Genomic DNA, 18,821 nt, shown 5'->3' on the forward strand with positions numbered 1-18,821 from the left:
CGAATCATGACGGAACTCTTCATCGACGGCGCCTGGGTCGCAGGCTCGGGCCCCGTGTTCGCTTCACGCAACCCCGGCACCGACGAGATCGCATGGCAGGGTGAAAGCGCGTCGGCGGCCGACGTCGATCGCGCGGTCGCAAGCGCGCGCCGCGCATTCGCCGGCTGGTCGGCGCTCGACTTCGAATCGCGCTGCGCGATCGCCAAGCGTTTCGCCGCATTGCTCAACGAACGCAAGGAAGCCATCGCGACCGCGATCGGCCGCGAGACGGGCAAGCCGCTGTGGGAAGCACGCACCGAAGTCGCGTCGATGGCCGCGAAGGTCGGCATCTCGATCCAGGCCTACCAGGAACGCACCGGCGAGAAGCGCCAGGACATGGCCGACGGCGTCGCGGTGCTGCGTCACCGCCCGCATGGCGTCGTCGCGGTGTTCGGCCCGTACAACTTCCCAGGCCACTTGCCGAACGGCCATATCGTGCCCGCGCTGATCGCCGGCAACGCAGTCGTGTTCAAGCCGTCGGAACTCGCACCGGGCGTCGCGCGTGCGACGGTCGAAGTGTGGAAGGAAGCGGGGCTGCCGGACGGCGTGCTGAACCTGGTGCAGGGCGAGAAGGATACGGGCATCGCGCTCGCGAATCATCGGCAGATCGACGGGCTGTTCTTCACCGGCAGCTCGGATACGGGCACGCTGCTGCACAAGCAGTTCGGCGGCCGTCCGGAAATCGTGCTCGCGCTCGAGATGGGCGGCAACAATCCGCTCGTGATCGGCGAAGTCGAGGATATCGACGCGGCCGTCCACCACACGATCCAGTCGGCGTTCCTGTCGGCCGGCCAGCGCTGCACGTGCGCACGCCGCATCTTCGTGCCGCAGGGCGCGTTCGGCGACCGCTTCCTCGCACGCTTCGCCGACGTCACGTCGAAGATCACGGCCGACGTGTTCGACGCCGATCCGCAACCGTTCATGGGCGCGGTGATCTCGGCACGCGCGGCCGCGAAGCTCGTCGACGCGCAGTCGCGCCTGATCGAGCAGGGCGCGAAGCCGATCGTCGCGATGACGCAGCGCGATCCGCGCCTCGGCTTCGTGAACGCGGCGATCGTCGACGTGACGGGCGTCGCGAACCTGCCGGACGAAGAACACTTCGGCCCGCTCGCGCAGATCGTCCGCTACGCGACATTCGACGAAGCGATCGAGCGCGCGAACGACACGGCGTTCGGCCTGTCCGCCGGCCTGCTGGCCGACGACGCGAAGGCATGGGAACACTTCCGCCGCACGATTCGCGCCGGGATCGTCAACTGGAACCGGCCGACCAACGGCGCATCGTCCGCCGCGCCGTTCGGCGGCACCGGCCGCTCGGGCAACCATCGCCCGAGCGCGTACTACGCGGCCGACTATTGCGCGTATCCGATGGCGTCGGTGGAAAGCACGCAACTGACCTTACCCGCGAGCCTGTCGCCGGGCCTGCATTTCTGATCGAGGGAACGACGATGAACGCACAAGAAGGCAATTTCGACGGGCTCGTCGGCCCGACCCACAACTACGCCGGGCTGTCGTTCGGCAACGTGGCGTCGCTCAACAACGAGAAGTCGGCCGCGAACCCGAAGGCCGCCGCGAAACAGGGGCTGCGCAAGATGAAGCAGCTCGCGGATCTCGGCTTCGCGCAAGGCGTGCTGCCGCCGCAGGAGCGGCCGTCGCTGCGCCTGCTGCGAGAGCTCGGCTTCTCCGGCAAGGACGCGGACGTGATCGCGAAGGCCGCGAAACAGGCGCCCGAACTGCTCGCCGCGGCGAGCTCGGCATCGGCGATGTGGACCGCGAACGCGGCCACCGTCAGCCCGTCGGCCGACACGAGCGACGGCCGCGTGCACTTCACGCCGGCGAACCTGTGCAGCAAGCTGCATCGTGCGATCGAGCACGAAGCGACGCGCCGCACGCTGTCGACGCTGTTCGCCGATCCCGCGCATTTCGCGGTGCACGAAGCGCTGACCGGCACGCCGGCACTCGGCGACGAAGGCGCGGCGAACCACACGCGCTTCTGCGCCGAATACGGCAAGCCGGGCGTCGAGTTCTTCGTGTACGGCCGCGCGGAATACCGCCGCGGGCCCGAGCCGAAGCGCTTCCCGGCGCGCCAGACCTTCGAGGCGAGCCGCGCGGTCGCGCATCGCCACGGCCTCGCCGAAGAAGCGACGGTCTATGCGCAGCAGGATCCGGACGTGATCGACGCGGGCGTGTTCCACAACGACGTGATCTCGGTCGGCAACCGCGACACGCTGTTCACGCACGAGCGCGCGTTCGTCAACAAGCAGGCGATCTACGACACGCTGACCGCTGCGCTCGACGCACGCGGTGCGCGCCTGAACGTGATCGAGGTGCCCGAGGCCGCCGTGAGCGTGAACGACGCGGTGACGTCGTACCTGTTCAACAGCCAGCTGCTGTCGCGCGCGGACGGCTCGCAGGTGCTCGTCGTGCCGCAGGAATGCCGCGAGAACGGCAACGTCGCGGCCTATCTCGACGAACTCGCGGCCGGCAACGGCCCGATTCACGACGTGCTGGTGTTCGACCTGCGCGAAAGCATGAAGAACGGCGGCGGCCCGGCGTGCCTGCGCCTGCGCGTCGTGCTGAACGAAGCGGAGCGCGCGGCCGTCACGTCGAACGTGTGGATCAACGACACGCTGTTCGCGTCGCTCGACACGTGGATCGACCGGCACTATCGCGATCGCCTCGCACCGGAAGACCTCGCCGATCCGGCGCTGCTCGACGAATCGCGCACCGCGCTCGACGAGCTCACGCAGATCCTGCGCGTCGGTTCGCTGTATGACTTCCAGCGCTGATTCCCGCATGGCCGACGCGCTGCTCGACGACTTCCTCGCGTTCACGCTGACCGGCGGCGCACCGTCCGCGACGGACGGCACCTGCGCCGCCGGCGCCGTGCGCTGGCAATGGCGCGGCGACGGGCTGCTCGCGCTCGAACCGGCGGCGGCCGAGGCCGCCGGCACGGCGCGCGCGAGCGTGCTCGTGTCGGCCGGCGTGCACGGCGACGAGACGGCGCCGATCGAGCTGCTGTCGATGCTCGTGCGCGATCTCGCATCGGGCGCGCTGCCGCTCGCGTGCCGGCTGCTCGTCGTGCTCGGCAACGTGCCGGCGATGCGCGCCGGCGAACGCTATCTCGACGACGACCTGAACCGCCTGTTCAGCGGCCGTCACGCGCAGGTGCCCGCCAGCCGCGAAGCGCCGCGCGCGATGCAGCTCGAAGCCGCTGCCGCCGCGTTCTTCGCGGCCGCGCCGGCCGGCAGCGCGCGCTGGCACATCGACATGCACACGGCGATCCGCGCATCGGTGTTCGAGCAGTTCGCGCTGCTGCCGCACACGGGCATGCCGCCGACGCGCACGATGTTCGAATGGCTCGGCGACGCGCGGATCGCGGCCGTGCTGCTGCATACCGCGAAGGGCAACACGTACTCGCATTTCACGGCCGAGCACTGCGGCGCGCTCGCGTGCACGCTGGAACTCGGCAAGGTGCGCCCGTTCGGCCAGAACGACCTGGCGCGCTTCGCGCCGGCCGACCGCGCGGTGCGCAAGCTCGTGTCGGGCGCCGCTTGCGAGGCCGACGTTCCGTTGCCGCGCGTCTTCACGGTGATCGACCAGATCACGAAGCAGAGCGATGCGCTCGAGCTGTTCGTCGCGGCCGACGTCGCGAACTTCACCGCGTTCGCACGCGGCACGGTGCTCGCGCAGGATGGCGATTACCGCTACACGGTGGCGCACGACGAGGAGCGCATCGTGTTCCCGAATCCGTCGGTGAAGCCGGGTTTGCGCGCGGGCCTGCTCGTCGTCGACACGACCCGCGAGACAGTCGCGGCGCTCGTCTGACGGTGACCGGTTGCGCGTGGCCGCGGCGACCGCGGCCCGCGCATCGTCCGGCCGACATTCCATTTGCGAGATAACACACGCCCGCCGCGCAGAACGCCCGCGGGTCGCGCTTGCGTATTTGCGACATCGTCTTGCAAGTTCGACGGGCCGCCCGGCAGCCGCAGCGCAGCATCACGTGCCGGCGGCTGCTTTGCCGTATCGGGCCGCGCGGATTGGTACAATCGCGGCCTTGCGGCTGTTGCGCCGCATCACGGCGTGGTGGCGGCATTGCCGTGGTCATCCGACCCTGCAATGATGCAAGCGCCCGTAGTTCCGGAACATTCGAGTATCGAGGAGAACACCTGATGAAGTTGGATTGGCGTAAAGTGGCCGCGCACGCGGTGGTGGCGGCATCTGCCGTGGCGGCAGGCAGCGCGATGGCAGCGGATCTGAAAGAGCTCCGTTTCGGCGTCGAAGCCTCGTACGCGCCGTTCGAATACAAGACGCCCGACGGCAAGCTGACCGGCTTCGACATCGACATCGGCAACGCGGTGTGCGCGAAGCTGAAGACGAAGTGCGTGTGGGTCGAGAACGACTTCGACGGCCTGATCCCGGCGCTGCAGGCGCGCAAGTTCGACGCGATCAACTCGGACATGACGATCACCGACCAGCGCAAGCACGCGATCGCGTTCACCGACGCGATCTACACGATCCCGAACCAACTGATCGCGAAGCAGGGCAGCGGCCTGCTGCCGACGCCGCAATCGCTGAAGGGCAAGCGCGTGGGCGTGCTGCAGGGCACGATCCAGGAAGCGTACGCGAAGAAGAAGTGGGCGCCGGCAGGCGTCGAAGTCGTGCCGTACCAGACGCAGGACCTGGCCTACGCCGACCTGAAGTCGGGCCGTCTCGACGCGACGTTCCAGGACGCGGAAGCCGGTTCGAAGGGCTTCCTGACGAAGCCGCAAGGCCAGGGCTTCGCGTTCGCGGGCGGTACCGTGAGCGACGCCGAAATCCTCGGCTCGGGCGTCGGCTTCGGCCTGCGCAAGAACGACGCGGCGCTGAAGACCGCGCTCGATCAGGCGCTGAAGGAACTGAAGGCCGACGGCACGATCGACAACCTCGCGAAGAAGTACTTCAGCGTGCCCGTGACGCTCAAGTAAGCGTTGCGTTCGATCGCACGATGCAAGCAAACCGGCCGCTGATGCGGCCGGTTTGCTTTTGGGAGCGGGAATTGGCGGGGATTGCCGGGAAACCGCGGAGCAGCGGCCGGCGGTGGCGTCAGGACGGAAAGAACCGGCCCAGTTCGCGCGCCAGCTCGTTGAGCACGGCCATCTCCTGCTGCGTGATCTTGCGCGCGGGCTGGGCGCCTGCCCAGTCGCCGTACAGCAGCGCGACGGTCGTCGTGCCGACGCGCACCGGCAGCAGCACGAACGCGCGCGTGTCGTCGAACGCATCGAGATACCACGCGGGCAGGCGCTTGAGCATCTTCGGCTCCTGCGCCTGCTCGATGAAGATGCCGACCGAGTTCGAGATCGCGAGATGAAACACGTCCGGCTCGAAGCGCTCGTCGAAGCGCAGCCGGTCGAGCGTCGTATCGACACCGGGGCCGAAGCCGAGGCGCGCGGCGAACATGCCGTCGTCGTGACGCACGAACATCACGGTGCGCGTGAACGCGAGGCCGGCCAGCAGGCTTTCCGACGCCAGCGCGAGCACCGGCGTCAGCACGTGCTCGGACGGCAGCGCACGCAGGTCCGCGAGACCGGCTTCGAGGCATGCCTCGGGCGCGGCCTGGGCGCGCGCGATCGCATCGGCGTTCGCGCGCAGCTCGACGATCTCGCGCATCACGGTGTCGCTCGCTTCCTCGCGCGCGAGCCGCTCGGCGATCTCGACGAGCGCGTCGGATTCCATGTCGAGTTCCGCGCCGTAGTGCTGCGCGAGCGCCGCGATGCGCGCGTCGCGCTGCGGGCTTGCGGGCATCACCAGTGCGCCCGCGACGTCGGTCGAGCAGCGGCTGACCGCGCGCAGCCAGCGCACGCGGTCGGCCGGGCCGTCATCGGCCGCATGGCCCGCATCGTGGTCGTCAATCTCGTTGCCGAACGCGTCGGCATGGACCATGTGGTCGTGATCGGCCATCCCCGCGCGGATCACGTCGGGCAAGCGCCAGCGCGCGGCCGCCTCGAGCCCGATCTCGTCGAAGCCGACGCCGAGCACGTCGATGCAGGCGGCCGTTTCGTCGCCGTTCAGCTCGGCCGCGCGACGGCGGATCCGGTCCCATTCGCTGTCGAGATAGCAGACCACGAGCAGCTTGCCGACCTGGCGCATCAGCGTGCAGACGACGGCTTCCTCGCCCGAGCGCAGCTCGGCGCGCTCCGTGAGCTTGCGCGCGACGCAGCCGGACAGCAGCGCGCGGTTCAGCTCGAGCTTCGCGTCGATGCGCCGCGGCGTGCTGTGGTGGAAATGATCGACGAGCTTGAGCCCGACGACCAGGTGGCCGACGGCGTCCATGCCGAGCACCATCAGGGCGCGGGTCACGGTCGTGATGTTGCCGCCGAACGCCATGTACATTGCGGAGTTCGCGAGACGCAGCACTTTCTGCGTGAGCGCGAAGTCCGACAGCACGACGCGCACGAGTGCGGTGAAGTCGAGGTCGTCGTTCTTCATCGCGGCCATCGTCGCGCGCAGCGATTCCGACAGCAGCGGGAAATCGCCCCGTTCGTTCATCCGGGCCCACAGCTTGTCGAGCAATGCTGTGCGGGGCAGGTGTTCGGTGATTGACATACGGATCTGTCCGGTTCGCCGCGCGCGTCAGGCGGCGGCGTGCAGGTGCAACTGCTGCGCCTCGAAGCGCCGCGCGAGCTCCTCGGACGGCAGCGCCTGGCAGACGAGCCAGCCCTGGATATGGTTGCAGCCCATCTCCGTCAGCAATTCGCGCTGCGCCTCGGTCTCGACGCCTTCGGCGACGAGTTCGAGATCGAGCGTCTGCGCGAGGCCGACCACCGCCGACACGATCGCGCGGTCGTTGCGCGAGGTCAGCAGGTTCTCGACGAAACTGCGGTCGATCTTCAGCTTCGCGAGCGGGAAGCGCTGCAGGTACGCGAGGCTCGAATAGCCGGTGCCGAAATCGTCGATCGCGAAGCGGATGCCGAGATCGGTCAGCTCCTCGAGCAGCCCCTTCGCCTGCGCGGGATCGTGCATCAGCAGGCTTTCGGTGATCTCGAGCACGATGCGGCGCGGGTCGATGCCCGTCAGCGCGATCGCCTCGCGCACGCTCTGCGTGAAGCGCGGGTCGCGGAACTGCTGCGGCGACACGTTGACCGCCACGTACTGCAGCGCGAGCCCCTGGCGGTCCCAGGCAACGAGCTGCATGCACGCGGCCTTGAGCACCCAGTTGCCGAGATAGTTGATCAGGCCGATCGATTCGGCGAGCGGAATGAAGGTCGCCGGCGGCACGAGCCCGTGCACCGGATGGCGCCAGCGGATCAGCGCCTCGACCCCGACCACTGCGCCCGACTGGCTGCGCGTGATCGGCTGGAAATGGAGCGAAAACTCGCCGTTGCGCACGCCGTCGTACAGGTCGGCTTCGAGCTTCAGCCGTTCGGCGTCGGCCGGATCGTCGACGGGGGCGTGGAACGCGAGCGCATTGCCGCCCGACGCCTTCGCCTGCGCGAGCGCGTGGTCGGCGCGGCGCAGCAGCGGGCTGTGGTGCTGCGCGCGATGCGGCGCCGAGCGCTCGTCGGGGTAGAGCGCGATGCCGATGCTCGCGGACAGGTGCACGGTCTGCCCCTGGTACACGTAGGGCTCGCGCACCGCGGCCTGCAGCCGGCGTGCGAGTGCGTCGGCCGCATTGCTCGCCTGCGTGCGGTCCGGTGCGCCGAGCACGACCGCGAACTTGTCGCTCGCGACGCGCGCGAGCTGCTCGTTCGGCGTGACGAGCGCCTTCAACCGCTGCGCGGTCTCGCGCAGCAGCGTGTCGCCCGCGTCGTAGCCGAGCGCGCGGTTGATCCGCTGGTAGTCGTCGAGGTCGAGCAGCAGCAGCGCCGCGCAGGAGCCGTCCCCGTCGGCGGTCTGCTGCGCGCGCATCAGCGCGGGCACGAGCGCGGACAGGTTGTCGAGCCCCGTCATCGGGTCGTGGTGCATTTCGTAGGTCAGGCGCGCCTCGAGCGCGCGCCACGACGACACGTCGAATGCCGCGATCGCGAACCCGTCGACCCCGTGGTGGCGGCTCTTGAACGCGCGGATCTCGACGTCCAGCGGATAGGTGAGCGACTTGACGATGCACATCGTCGCCTTCTCGACCTGGCCGGAACGCGCGGCGCGTGCAAGCAGGCCTTCGAGCGTCGCGGTATCCTGTTCGGCGATCAGGTCGCGCAGCGTCAGCGTGTGCAGGTAGTCGCGGTGGTAGCCGATGAAGCGCAGGCTCGCGTCGGACACGTACAGAAAGCGCAGCTCGCGGTCGACATGGGCGAGGAAATCCACCGTGCCGACCGTCTGTTCCAGCCAGTTGCGCACGGAGTCGTCGCGTCGCGGCGCGCCGGCGCGCGCGGGCATCAGCGCGCCGCCCGACCAGGCGAAGCGGCGCAGCGTATGCAAGGCGCTGCGCCAGGAGCCCTTGCGTGACGTCTGTTTCCTGTTGGCTTCCATGTTTCTCGCTGACGTGAAGGGCTGGAACCGGTTGTCCGGAAGGAATAACGGCAGACTGTGCGGAATCTTTAACGGACCGGCCGCGGACGGCGTTGCCGCTGGACCGGATTGGTCACGCGGGTGTTCGACAGGCGAACGCCGGCGGGGCCTACATTGAGGCTGACTTTATAAGAAATGAGGACGCAGATGAAGCGAAAACTGTTGCTGGGCGCCGCCGTGGCGGCGCTGGTGGCCGGCCATGCGCTGACGGCGCAGGCGGAATTGAAGCCGGGCGCCGCGGCGCCCGATTTCACGACGCAGGCGTCGCTGGGCGGCAAGACTTACACGTACTCGCTCGCGGACGCGCTGAAGCAGGGGCCGGTCGTGCTGTATTTCTACCCGGCCGCGTTCACGAAGGGCTGCACGATCGAGGCGCATGCGTTCGCGGACGCGGTCGACCGTTACAAGGCTTACGGTGCGACGGTGATCGGCGTGTCGGCTGACAAGATCGACACGCTGACGAAGTTCTCGGTGAGCGAGTGCCGGAGCAAGTTCCCGGTCGCGGCCGATCCGGACGCGAAGATCATCCGGGAATACGATGCGAAGCTGCCGGCGATCGACAAGGCGAACCGCGTGTCCTACGTGATTTCGCCGGAAGGGAAGGTGCTCTACGAATACACGAGCCTGTCGCCCGACAAGCACGTCGAGAACACGCTCGCCGCCGTGAAGGCGTGGGCCGACGCGCATCCGAAGCAGTAAGCGGGCGCCCCGCACGGCAAAGCGGCCCGTCGTGCGGGCCGCCGGTACGGAACGACGGGCCGCCGCGGGGCGGCGCGTGCGAGGCCGCTAGGCCCGCAATGCCTGCTCGATCGGCACGCTGCCGCCGACGAAGCCGACGATCTTGCGCGAGATGCCCAGCTTGATCGCCTCGATCGCGGCCCAGGCCACATCCTGGCGCGACACGGGTGGGGCGCCATCGAACCATGCGTCGGTGAGCGCGATCTTGCCGACGCCCGGATCGTCCGTGAGCGGGCCCGGGCGCAGGATCACGTAGTCGACGCCCGACGCGATCACGCGATCGTCGCCTTCGCGTTTCATCTGCGAATAGTGGCGCAGCGCGTCCGGGCCGAGTTCGGGCCGGTACGCGGACAGCGAGCTGATCACCACCAGCTTCTGCGCGTTGTAAGCCAGCGCGTATTCGGCCGCGCGGGCGACCGCGTCGCGGTCGACCTGCTCCTCTTCGGCCGCGCCTTCCGATTCGGCCGAGCCGGCCGCGTAGATCACGTGCGAGATGCCCTGGAATGCGTGCGAGAAATCGTTCGTCAGGTCGGCCTCGACGACCCGTGCGCCTGCCAGCGCATAGCCGTGCCGGCGCACGAGCGCCGTGACCTCGAACTCCGGCTGCTTGAGCAGCAGATCCGCGCAGGCCTGGCCCGTCCGGCCGGTCGCACCAATCAGCAGTACCTTCGTCGTCATGAAACCGCTCCTTGCTCGATGCGTCATCCTTCCAGATAGGGACGGACGACCGATAACTCAAGTGTAATGTCGATTTGCCGATGCGGCGGGTGTGTATTAAGGGGCGTACCGGCTGCGGGCGTACCGGCATCGGGCGTACCGGCTGCGGGCGTACCGGCACCGGGCGCCGGCCAGGGCGGCCCGGCGCGGGCACGCGATCTGCGGCCGCGCGGCCGACACCGACATTCCGGTCGCCAATCGTTCACACGGATGCGGGAATGACGCGCCGACCGGCTATCATGTGCGCGATGCATTTTTCGCCGTTACGTCATACAACGCATCGGCCCACTGGTTGGAGTACACATGGCATTACCCCTGGACAACGTCAGCATGGCCGTGTTCTGCGACTTCGAGAACGTCGCGCTCGGCGTGCGCGACGCGAAGTACGAGAAGTTCGACATCAAGCCCGTGCTGGAGCGCCTGTTGCTGAAGGGCAGCATCGTCGTGAAGAAGGCTTATTGCGACTGGGATCGCTACAAGGGCTTCAAGGCGTCGATGCACGAGGCGAGCTTCGAGCTGATCGAGATTCCGCACGTGCGCCAGTCGGGCAAGAACTCGGCCGACATCCGGCTCGTCGTGGATGCCCTCGACCTCTGCTACACGAAGTCGCACGTCGATACGTTCGTGATCATCAGCGGCGACTCGGATTTTTCGCCGCTGGTGTCGAAACTGCGCGAGAACGCGAAAAAGGTGATCGGCGTCGGCGTGAAGAAATCGACGTCCGACCTGCTGGTCGCGAACTGCGACGAATTCATTTTCTACGACGACCTGGTGCGCGAGCAGCAGCGCACGCTCGCGAAGCGCGAACAGCAGCAGCGCGCCGGCAACGGCGGCGCGAAGCGGCCCGACGAGCCGTCGCGCAAGCACGACCTCGACGCGCGCAAGGCCGAGGCGATCGCGCTGGCGGTCGAGACGTTCGATGCGCTCGCGTCGGAGCGGGACGACGTCGGCAAGATCTGGGCGTCGGTGCTCAAGAGCGCGATCAAGCGCCGCAAGCCGGATTTCAACGAGTCGTACTACGGGTTCCGCGCGTTCGGCAACCTGCTCGACGAGGCGCAGGCGCGGGGCCTGCTCGAAGTGGGGCGTGACGACAAGTCGGGCGCGTTCGTGTCGCGAGCCCGCCAGTCGGCGGCCGCGGAGCATGTTTCGACGGGCGGTGAAAGCGGCGGCCACGGTGGCGCGCACCACGGTGCGCGCGCGGCCGAGCCGGCGCGGGCCGGGCGCAATGCGCAACGTCGCGGGCAGCGGGCGGAAGCGGTCGTGCACGAAAGCGCACAGGTCGAAGCGGCGGAGGCCGAAGTGGCCGAGGTTGCCGAAGTGGTACCGATGATGCCGCCGGCGGAGGCGGTCGAAGTGGCCGACACGGCCGACGTGCATGGCGACGCGAAGGATGGCCGCAAGCGCGCGCGCAAGACCGCGGCGAAAAAGGCTGGCGCGGAGAAGGGCGCCGCCGCGAAGAGCGCAGGCCGTCAGGCAGCCGGGAAGCCGGACGACGCCGGACATGGGCCGAAGCACGGCGGCGAGCAGCACGCGCACGGCAAGCATGCCGACGACGCGCATCGCGACGCGGAGCAGGGCGGCGAGCGGCGTGTCGCGGCGACGCACGCCGGGCCGGCGGCAGGCGATGCAGGCGGCGAGCGTGCCGCCGCCCAGCCGTCGCACGACGCGGCGCCGGCTGAAGCCGATGCCGAAGCGGCTGCGCAAGCGCCGGCCGCAGCCAAGCCGAAGAAGCCGGCACGCAAGGCCGCACCGCGCGCACGTCGTCCGCGCAAGACGGCGGCGGACGCTGCCGAGTAACGTCGGCCGGCCGGATGCCGCGCCGAGCGGGGCGGCATCCGCGCCATGGCACCGGCCGGTGCAATGCCGGCCCGTTGAACTAGCCGTTCACCGCGTAAGGCTGCGTCATCACTTCGAGGAAGTGGCCATCCGGATCGTCGAAGTACACGCCGCGGCCGCCGTTGTGGCGATAGATGTCACCGGGTTGCCGCTTCGCCGGATCGGCCCAGTGGGGCAGCCCGCGCTCGCGAATGCGCGCGAGCACGCGATCGAAGCCGGCTTCGTCGATCAGGAACGCGTAATGTTGCGACGCGATCTCTCCCGACCGTTCATAAAAATCGAGCGACACGCCGTTGCCGAGCGCGACGACCAGCATCGCGCCGAACGGCGTCGGCGGCGGCAACTCCAGCAATTCGGTCAGGAAGCGGCTCGACGCGCGCTTGTCGCGGCACCAGACGATCGTGTGGTTCAACTGGACGTTCATCGCGTGTCCTCAAGGCAGCGCGCGGCGACGCGCATGGACACACGATAGTCGATTGGCACGCGCATTCAAGCCGGCGCGCCGCTCGCAATGGGCCGCACGTGCGGCTCACGCGCATGGCGGCGGCCCGTCGAGCCGCCGCCTCCCGTCGTCACTCCCCGGCGACGGCCGGCCCGCCGGAATTCCCGCGGCGGTTGCGCCGCTTCTCGGCCCATACGCGGAAGCGGTCCATGTACAGGTAGACGACCGGCGTCGTATAGAGCGTCAGCACCTGCGACACGATCAGGCCGCCGGCGATCGCGATCCCGAGCGGCGCGCGCAGCTCGGCGCCGTCGCCGTTGCCGAACGCGAGCGGCAGCGCGCCGAGCAGCGCTGCCATCGTCGTCATCATGATCGGGCGGAAGCGCAGCAGGCACGCCTCGTGGATCGCGTCGAACGACGACTTCTGGTTGTTGCGCGTCTGGTCGATCGCGAAGTCGACCATCATGATCGCGTTCTTCTTCACGATCCCGATCAGCAGGATCACGCCGATCAGCGCGATGATGCTGAACTCGGTCTTGAACAGCAGCAGCGCGAGCAGCGCGCCGACGCCGGCCGACGGCAGCGTCGACAGGATCGTGATCGGGTGGATGTAGCTCTCGTACAGGATCCCGAGCACGATGTAGACGGCCAGCAGCGCCGCGAGGATCAGGATCGGCTGGTCGTTCGTCGACTGCTGGAACGCCTGCGCGGTGCCCTGGAAGCTGCCGACGATGGTCGGCGGGACGCCGACCTGCGCCATCGTCTGGTAGATCACCTGCGTCGCCTGCGACAGCGACACGCCGGGCGGCAGGTTGAACGAGATCGTCGTCGCGACGAACAGCCCCTGGTGGTTGACCGACAGCGGCGTCGTGCTCGGCCCGAAGGTCGCGATCGCCGACAGCGGAATCATCGTCGACTTCGACGTCGACACCGACGCACCCGACGACGCGCTCGACTTGCCGCTCGACGCGATCGCGTTGAGCGCCTGGTTGCGCGCGGAGTCCGACGCGATCGCCGCGGCGCTCTGCGTGGCCGTGCCGGCGCTCGACGTGCCGGCGGAGGTCGCGACGTAGGTGCCGGCCGCTGCGTTGGTGGTCTGCGAGCCGTTCGCGCTGCCGCCCGACGTGCTGATCCACACCTGGTTCAGCATCTCGGGGCTCTGCCAGTACTTCGGCGCGACTTCCATCACCACGTGGTACTGGTTCAGCGGGTTGTAGATCGTCGAGACCTGGCGCTGGCCGAATGCGTCGTACAGCGTATTGTCGATCTGCGCGGGCTTGATGCCGAACCGTGCGGCCGTCGCCCGGTCGATCGTCACCATTGCCTCCATGCCGCCTTGCTGCTGGTCGGAGTTCACGTCGGTCAGCTCGGGGCGCTTCTGCAGCGCCTCGGTGAGGATCGGCCCCCACTTGTACAGGTCGGCGCTCGAATCGCCGAGCAGCGTGAACTGATACTGCGCGTTGCTCTGCCGGCCGCCGACGCGAATGTCCTGCGCCGCCTGCAGGAACGTGCTCGCGCCGGCGACGTCCGACAGCGGGACGCGCAGTTGCTGGATCACCTGGTCGGCCGACAGCTTGCGCTCGGTGCGATCCTTCAGCGTGACGAACATGAAGCCCGAGTTGGTCTGCGTGCCGCCGGTGAAGCCCGCGACGCTCTTCACGTTCGGGTTGCTCTGCACGATCCGCATCATCTCGGAGAACTTCAGCTTCATCGCCTGGAACGACGTCGACTGGTCGGCCCGAATGCCGCCGATCATCAGCCCGGTGTCCTGCTGCGGGAAGAAACCCTTCGGCACGACGATGTACAGGTAGACGTTCAGCCCGATCGTCGCGAACAGGGTGAGCAGGATCAGGAGCGGGCGGCGCAGCGCCCACGTCAGCGAGCGTTCGTAGCCGCGCTGCATGCGACTGAAACAGCGTTCCAGGAAGCGCCCGAAGCGGCCTTCGTTTTGCGGGTCGTGCGACTCGGGCAGCAGGCGCGCGCACATCATCGGCGTGACCGTGAGCGACACCGCGAGCGAGACGGCGATCGCGAGCGACAGCGTCAGCGCGAACTCGCGGAACAGCCGCCCGACGATGCCGCCCATCAGCAGGATCGGCAGGAACACCGCGACGAGCGAAATGCTCATCGACAACACGGTGAAGCCGACCTCGCGCGCGCCGTCGAACGCGGCCTGCATGCGCGACTTGCCGTTCTCGATGTGCCGCGAGATGTTCTCGAGCACGACGATCGCGTCGTCGACGACGAAGCCGGTCGCGACGATCAGCGCCATCAGCGACAGGTTGTCGATCGAGAAGCCTAGCAGGTACATCGCGCCGAACGTGCCGATGATCGAGATCGGCACCGCGACGCTCGGGATCAGCGTCGCGCGCCAGTTGCGCAGGAACAGGAACACGACCATCACGACGAGGCTGACCGCGATCAGCAGCGTGTGCTCGGTGTCCTTCAGCGACGCGCGAATCGTGGTCGAGCGGTCGAGCACGGGCGTGACGGTGATGTCGGCCGGCAGCGACGCGGTGAGCTGCGGCAGTGCCGCGCGCACGCGGTCGATCGTGTCGATGATGTTCGCGCCGGGCGAGCGGTAGAGGATCACGAGCACCGCGCGCTTGCCGTTCGACAGGCCGAGGTTGCGCAGGTCCTCGACCGAATCGACGACGTCCGACAGGTCGGACAGCCGCACGGCCGAGCCGTTGCGGTAGGCCACGACGAGGTCGCGGTATTGCGACGCCTGGGATGCCTGGTCGTTCGTATAGAGCTGGTAGCGCTGCGGGCCGAATTCGATCGCGCCTTTCGGCGCGTTGGCGTTCGCGGAGGCCAGCGCCGCGCGCACGTCCTCGAGGCCGATCCCGTAGTGGAATAGCGCCTGCGGCTCGAGCTCGACGCGCACGGCCGGGTTCGCGGAGCCGCTGACCGACACCTGGCCGATCCCGTCGATCTGCGACAGCGACTGCTGCAGCACCGTCGACGCGGCGTCGTACAGCTTCGCGGCCGATGACGTTTCGGACGTCAGCGACACGATCATGATCGGCGAATCGGCCGGGTTGACCTTGCGGTAGGTCGGGTTGCTCTTCAGCGCGGCGGGCAGGTCGGCGCGCGCCGCGTTGATCGCGGCCTGCACGTCGCGCGCGGCGCCGTCGATGTCGCGGTTCAGCCCGAACTGCAGGATGATCCGCGCGTTGCCGACCGTGCTCGTCGACGTCATTTCGGACACGTCGGCGATCGAGCCGAGGTGCCGCTCGAGCGGGCTCGTCACGCTGGTCGCAACCGTTTCCGGGCTCGCGCCGGGCAGCGACGCCTGCACCGAGATCGTCGGGAAGTCGACCTGCGGCAGCGGCGACACCGGCAGCTTGACGAACGCGAACAGGCCCGCGAGCGCGACGCCGATCGCGAGCAGCGTCGTCGCGACGGGGCGGGTGATGAAGGGGCGCGACAGGTTCATCGCTTACGCGCCCGGGTGCGTGCCGGCATCGGCGCCGGGGCCGTGCCGCTCGAACCAGCCGCGCACGCGGCGCGCGAGGCTGTCGAAGCCGAGGTAGATCACGGGCGTCGTGAACAGCGTCAGCACCTGCGACACGATCAGGCCGCCGGCGATCGCGATCCCGAGCGGCTGGCGCAGCTCGGAGCCCGCGCCGGAGCCGACGATCAGCGGCACCGCGCCGAGCAGCGCGGCGAGCGTCGTCATCAGGATCGGCCGGAAGCGCAGCAGGCACGCCTGGTAGATCGCTTCGCGCGGCGGCTTGCCTTCGACGCGCTCGGCCTCGAGCGCGAAGTCGATCATCATGATCGCGTTCTTCTTCACGATGCCGATCAAGAGCACGATGCCGATGATCCCGATGATGTCGAGGTCGTGCCCGGTGATCATCAGCGCGAGCAGCGCGCCGACGCCGGCCGACGGCAGCGTCGACAGGATCGTGATCGGGTGGATGTAGCTCTCGTACAGCACGCCGAGCACGATGTACATCGTGACGACCGCGGCGAGGATCAGGAACAGCTGGTTCGACAGCGACGCCTGGAACGCGAGCGCCGCGCCCTGGAAGCGCGTCTGGAACGACGCGGGCAGCCCGATGTCCTTCTCGGCTGCGTCGATCGCCTTGACCGCCTCGCCGAGCGACGCGCCCGGCGCGAGGTTGAACGAGATGGTGGTCGACGGGAACTGCGACAGGTGCGCGACCAGCAGCGGCGACGGCCGCTCGTGGAACGACGCGATCGACGTCAGCGGCACCTGGCCGCCGCCCGCCGACGGCAGGTAGATGTCGTTCAGCGATTGCGCGTAGTGCTGGTCCTTCGGCTCGGACTCGAGAATCACGCGGTACTGGTTCGACTGCGTGAAGATCGTCGACACGATGCGCTGGCCGAACGCGTCGTACAGCGCGTTGTCGACGGTCGCGGGCGTGATGCCGAAGCGCGCGGCGCTCGCGCGGTCGATCTCGATGTAGACGGACTGGCCGTTGCTCTGCAGGTCGGTCGCGACGTCGGCGAGCGACGGCTCCTGCTGCAGCCGGGCAACGAGCTTCGGCACCCAGGTCGCGAACTCTTCCGAGTTCGGGCTCGTCAGCATGAACTGGTACTGCGTCGGGCTGACGGTCGAGTCGATCGTCAGGTCCTGCACCGACTGCATGAACAGCGAAATGCCGGTGATGTTCGCGACGCGGTGCTGCAGGTCGCGGATGACCTGCGCGGCGGTTTCGGAGCGTTCGTCGCGCGCCTTCAGGTTGATCAGCATCCGGCCGCTGTTCAGCGTGATGTTGCTGCCGTCGACGCCGATGAACGACGTGAGGCTCTCGACGTTCGGATCCTTCAGGATCTCGGCCGCGAGCGCCTGCTGGCGCTCCGCCATCGCGCCGTACGAGATCGACTGCGGCGCCTGCGTGATCGCCTGGATCACGCCGGTATCCTGCGCGGGGAAGAAGCCCTTCGGCACGTAGACGTACAGCAGGCCGGTCAGCGCGAGCGTCAGCAGCGCGACGACGAGCGTCGAGCGCTGGCGGTTCAGCACCCATTCGAGCGCGACCGCGTAGCGCGCGATCACCCAGTCGATCGCGCGGTGCACGCGCGCCTCGAAGCGATGGCTCTCGGGCGGCGGCGAATGGCGCAGCAGCTTCGCGCACAGCATCGGCACGAGCGTGAGCGACACGATCGCCGAGATCACGATCGTCACCGCGAGCGTGATCGCGAACTCGTGGAACAGGCGCCCGACCACGTCGCCCATGAACAGCAGCGGGATCAGCACCGCGATCAGCGACACGGTCAGCGAGATGATCGTGAAGCCGATCTGCCTCGAGCCCTTCAGCGCGGCCTCGAGCCCCGATTCGCCTTCCTCGACGTAGCGCGCGATGTTCTCGATCATCACGATCGCGTCGTCGACCACGAAGCCGGTCGCGATGGTGAGCGCCATCAGCGACAGGTTGTTCAGCGAGAAGCCGGCCATGTACATCACCGCGAGCGTGCCGATCAGCGACAGCGGCACCGACAGGCTCGGGATGATCGTCGCGTAGACGTTCGCGAGGAACAGGTACATCACGAGCACGACCAGCGCGACCGCGAGCAGCAGTTCGAACTGCACGTCGCGCACGGCGGCGCGGATCATCGTCGTGCGGTCGGTGACGATCTCCACGTCGAGCGCGGCCGGCAGCGTTTCCTGCAGCTTCGGCAACTGCGCCTTGATCGCATCGACGGTCGCGATCACGTTCGCGCCCGGCTGGCGCTGCACGTTCAGGATGATGGCCGGGTCCGAATTCACCCACGCGCCGAGCTTGGTGTTCTCCGAGCCGGCGACGACCGTCGCGACGTCGGTCAGCATCACCGGACGGCCGTTCTTGTACGCGACGACCGCGCTGTTGTACTGGTCGGCGCTCGTCAGCTGGTCGTTCGCGTTGATCGTGTACGAGCGCGTCGGGCCGTCGAAGTTGCCCTTCGGCGTGTTCACGTTCAGGTTCGAGATCGTCGTGCGCAGGTCGTCGAGGTTCATCCCGTACTTCGCGAGCGCGGTCGGGTTCGCCTGGATCCGCACGGCCGGGCGGTTGCCGCCCGACAGGCTGACGAGACCGACGCCCGCGACCTGCGAGATCTTCATCGCGAGGCGCGTGTCGGCGAGATCCTGCACCTGCGTGAGCGGCAGCGTCTTCGACTTGACGGCGAGCGTCAGCACCGGTGCGTCGGCCGGGTTGACCTTCGCGTAGATCGGCGGGGCAGGGAGGTCGGACGGCAGCAGGTTGCCGGCCGCGTTGATCGCGGCCTGCACTTCCTGTTCGGCGATGTCGAGCGGCAGGTCGAGCGAGAACTGCAGCGTGATCACGGACGAGCCGGCCGAACTCTGCGACGACATCTGGTTCAGCGACGGCATCTGCCCGAACTGCCGTTCGAGCGGTGCGGTGACCGACGAGGTCATCACCTCCGGGCTCGCGCCCGGGTAGAAGGTCTGGACCTGGATCGTCGGATAGTCGACTTCCGGCAGCGCGGCGAGCGGCAGGAAGCGCAGCGCGACGAGACCGGCCAGCATGATCGCCGCCATCAGGAGGGCGGTGCCGACCGGCCGGAGAATGAAGAGGCGGGATGGATTCATCGA

12 protein-coding genes are annotated in these 18,821 nt (G+C 68.3%); 6 read left to right on the forward strand and 6 right to left on the reverse strand.

Going from position 1 to position 18,821, the window contains the following annotated elements; translation table 11 throughout:
- The first annotated feature begins 6 nt into the window (after positions 1-6).
- From astD to FFS49_RS12655, 4 genes are all read left to right on the forward strand, one after another.
- Positions 7-1,470, forward strand: a complete 1,464-nt coding sequence (gene astD / locus FFS49_RS12635; RefSeq protein ID WP_105816227.1) for a succinylglutamate-semialdehyde dehydrogenase — start codon at positions 7-9, stop codon at positions 1,468-1,470.
- A 14-nt stretch (positions 1,471-1,484) separates the two neighbouring features.
- Positions 1,485-2,825 carry an N-succinylarginine dihydrolase gene (gene astB / locus FFS49_RS12640; protein WP_105816228.1) on the forward strand — a complete coding sequence of 447 codons (1,341 nt, stop codon included), beginning with the start codon at positions 1,485-1,487 and terminating at the stop codon, positions 2,823-2,825.
- Entirely contained in the window at positions 2,809-3,864 is a 1,056-nt protein-coding gene (gene astE, locus FFS49_RS12645; RefSeq protein WP_105816229.1) for a succinylglutamate desuccinylase, read from the forward strand. The genes astB and astE overlap by 17 nt, the downstream gene beginning before the upstream one ends.
- A gap of 344 nt (positions 3,865-4,208) precedes the next feature.
- Positions 4,209-5,003: an ABC transporter substrate-binding protein gene (locus tag FFS49_RS12655; RefSeq protein ID WP_039348242.1), complete on the forward strand. Its 795-nt coding sequence runs from the start codon at positions 4,209-4,211 to the stop codon at positions 5,001-5,003.
- Between the two features lie 118 nt (positions 5,004-5,121).
- Here FFS49_RS12655 and FFS49_RS12660 read toward each other — a convergent pair whose 3' ends face one another.
- Together FFS49_RS12660 and cdpA are read right to left on the reverse strand one after the other, a co-directional pair.
- Positions 5,122-6,621: an HDOD domain-containing protein gene (locus FFS49_RS12660; RefSeq protein ID WP_046545286.1), complete on the reverse strand. Its 1,500-nt coding sequence runs from the start codon at positions 6,619-6,621 to the stop codon at positions 5,122-5,124.
- Positions 6,622-6,648: 27 nt separating this feature from the next.
- The gene (gene cdpA, locus FFS49_RS12665) at positions 6,649-8,391 is read right to left on the reverse strand and encodes a cyclic di-GMP phosphodiesterase CdpA (RefSeq protein WP_194128506.1); all 1,743 of its coding nucleotides are present in this window, start codon (positions 8,389-8,391) and stop codon (positions 6,649-6,651) included.
- A 279-nt stretch (positions 8,392-8,670) separates the two neighbouring features.
- Between cdpA and FFS49_RS12670 the strand changes: the two genes are divergently transcribed.
- Positions 8,671-9,222 (forward strand): peroxiredoxin, encoded by a 552-nt coding sequence (locus FFS49_RS12670; protein WP_039348233.1) that lies wholly within the window; start codon positions 8,671-8,673, stop codon positions 9,220-9,222.
- An 87-nt stretch (positions 9,223-9,309) separates the two neighbouring features.
- On the opposite strand, the gene FFS49_RS12675 is transcribed toward FFS49_RS12670, so the two are convergent.
- A complete protein-coding gene (locus FFS49_RS12675; RefSeq protein WP_071334176.1) occupies positions 9,310-9,939 on the reverse strand; it encodes an NAD(P)H-binding protein in 630 nt (209 codons plus the stop codon).
- Positions 9,940-10,281: 342 nt separating this feature from the next.
- Between FFS49_RS12675 and FFS49_RS12680 the strand changes: the two genes are divergently transcribed.
- Complete coding sequence (locus tag FFS49_RS12680; protein WP_105816230.1) at positions 10,282-11,775, forward strand: NYN domain-containing protein; 1,494 nt, start codon at positions 10,282-10,284, stop codon at positions 11,773-11,775.
- 79 nt (positions 11,776-11,854) lie between these two features.
- On the opposite strand, the gene FFS49_RS12685 is transcribed toward FFS49_RS12680, so the two are convergent.
- From FFS49_RS12685 to FFS49_RS12695, 3 genes are all read right to left on the reverse strand, one after another.
- Positions 11,855-12,238, reverse strand: a complete 384-nt coding sequence (locus FFS49_RS12685; protein ID WP_105816231.1) for a VOC family protein — start codon at positions 12,236-12,238, stop codon at positions 11,855-11,857.
- Between the two features lie 148 nt (positions 12,239-12,386).
- Positions 12,387-15,695, reverse strand: coding sequence for an efflux RND transporter permease subunit (locus FFS49_RS12690; protein ID WP_105816232.1), 3,309 nt, complete (start codon positions 15,693-15,695; stop codon positions 12,387-12,389).
- Positions 15,696-15,698: 3 nt separating this feature from the next.
- The gene (locus FFS49_RS12695; protein ID WP_039348218.1) at positions 15,699-18,818 is read right to left on the reverse strand and encodes an MdtB/MuxB family multidrug efflux RND transporter permease subunit; all 3,120 of its coding nucleotides are present in this window, start codon (positions 18,816-18,818) and stop codon (positions 15,699-15,701) included.
- Positions 18,819-18,821 lie beyond the last annotated feature (3 nt).

The sequence above is a fragment of the Burkholderia sp. 4NA327C6 genome (assembly GCF_005502655.1).
Taxonomy (GTDB): Bacteria; Pseudomonadota; Gammaproteobacteria; order Burkholderiales; family Burkholderiaceae; genus Burkholderia; species Burkholderia contaminans.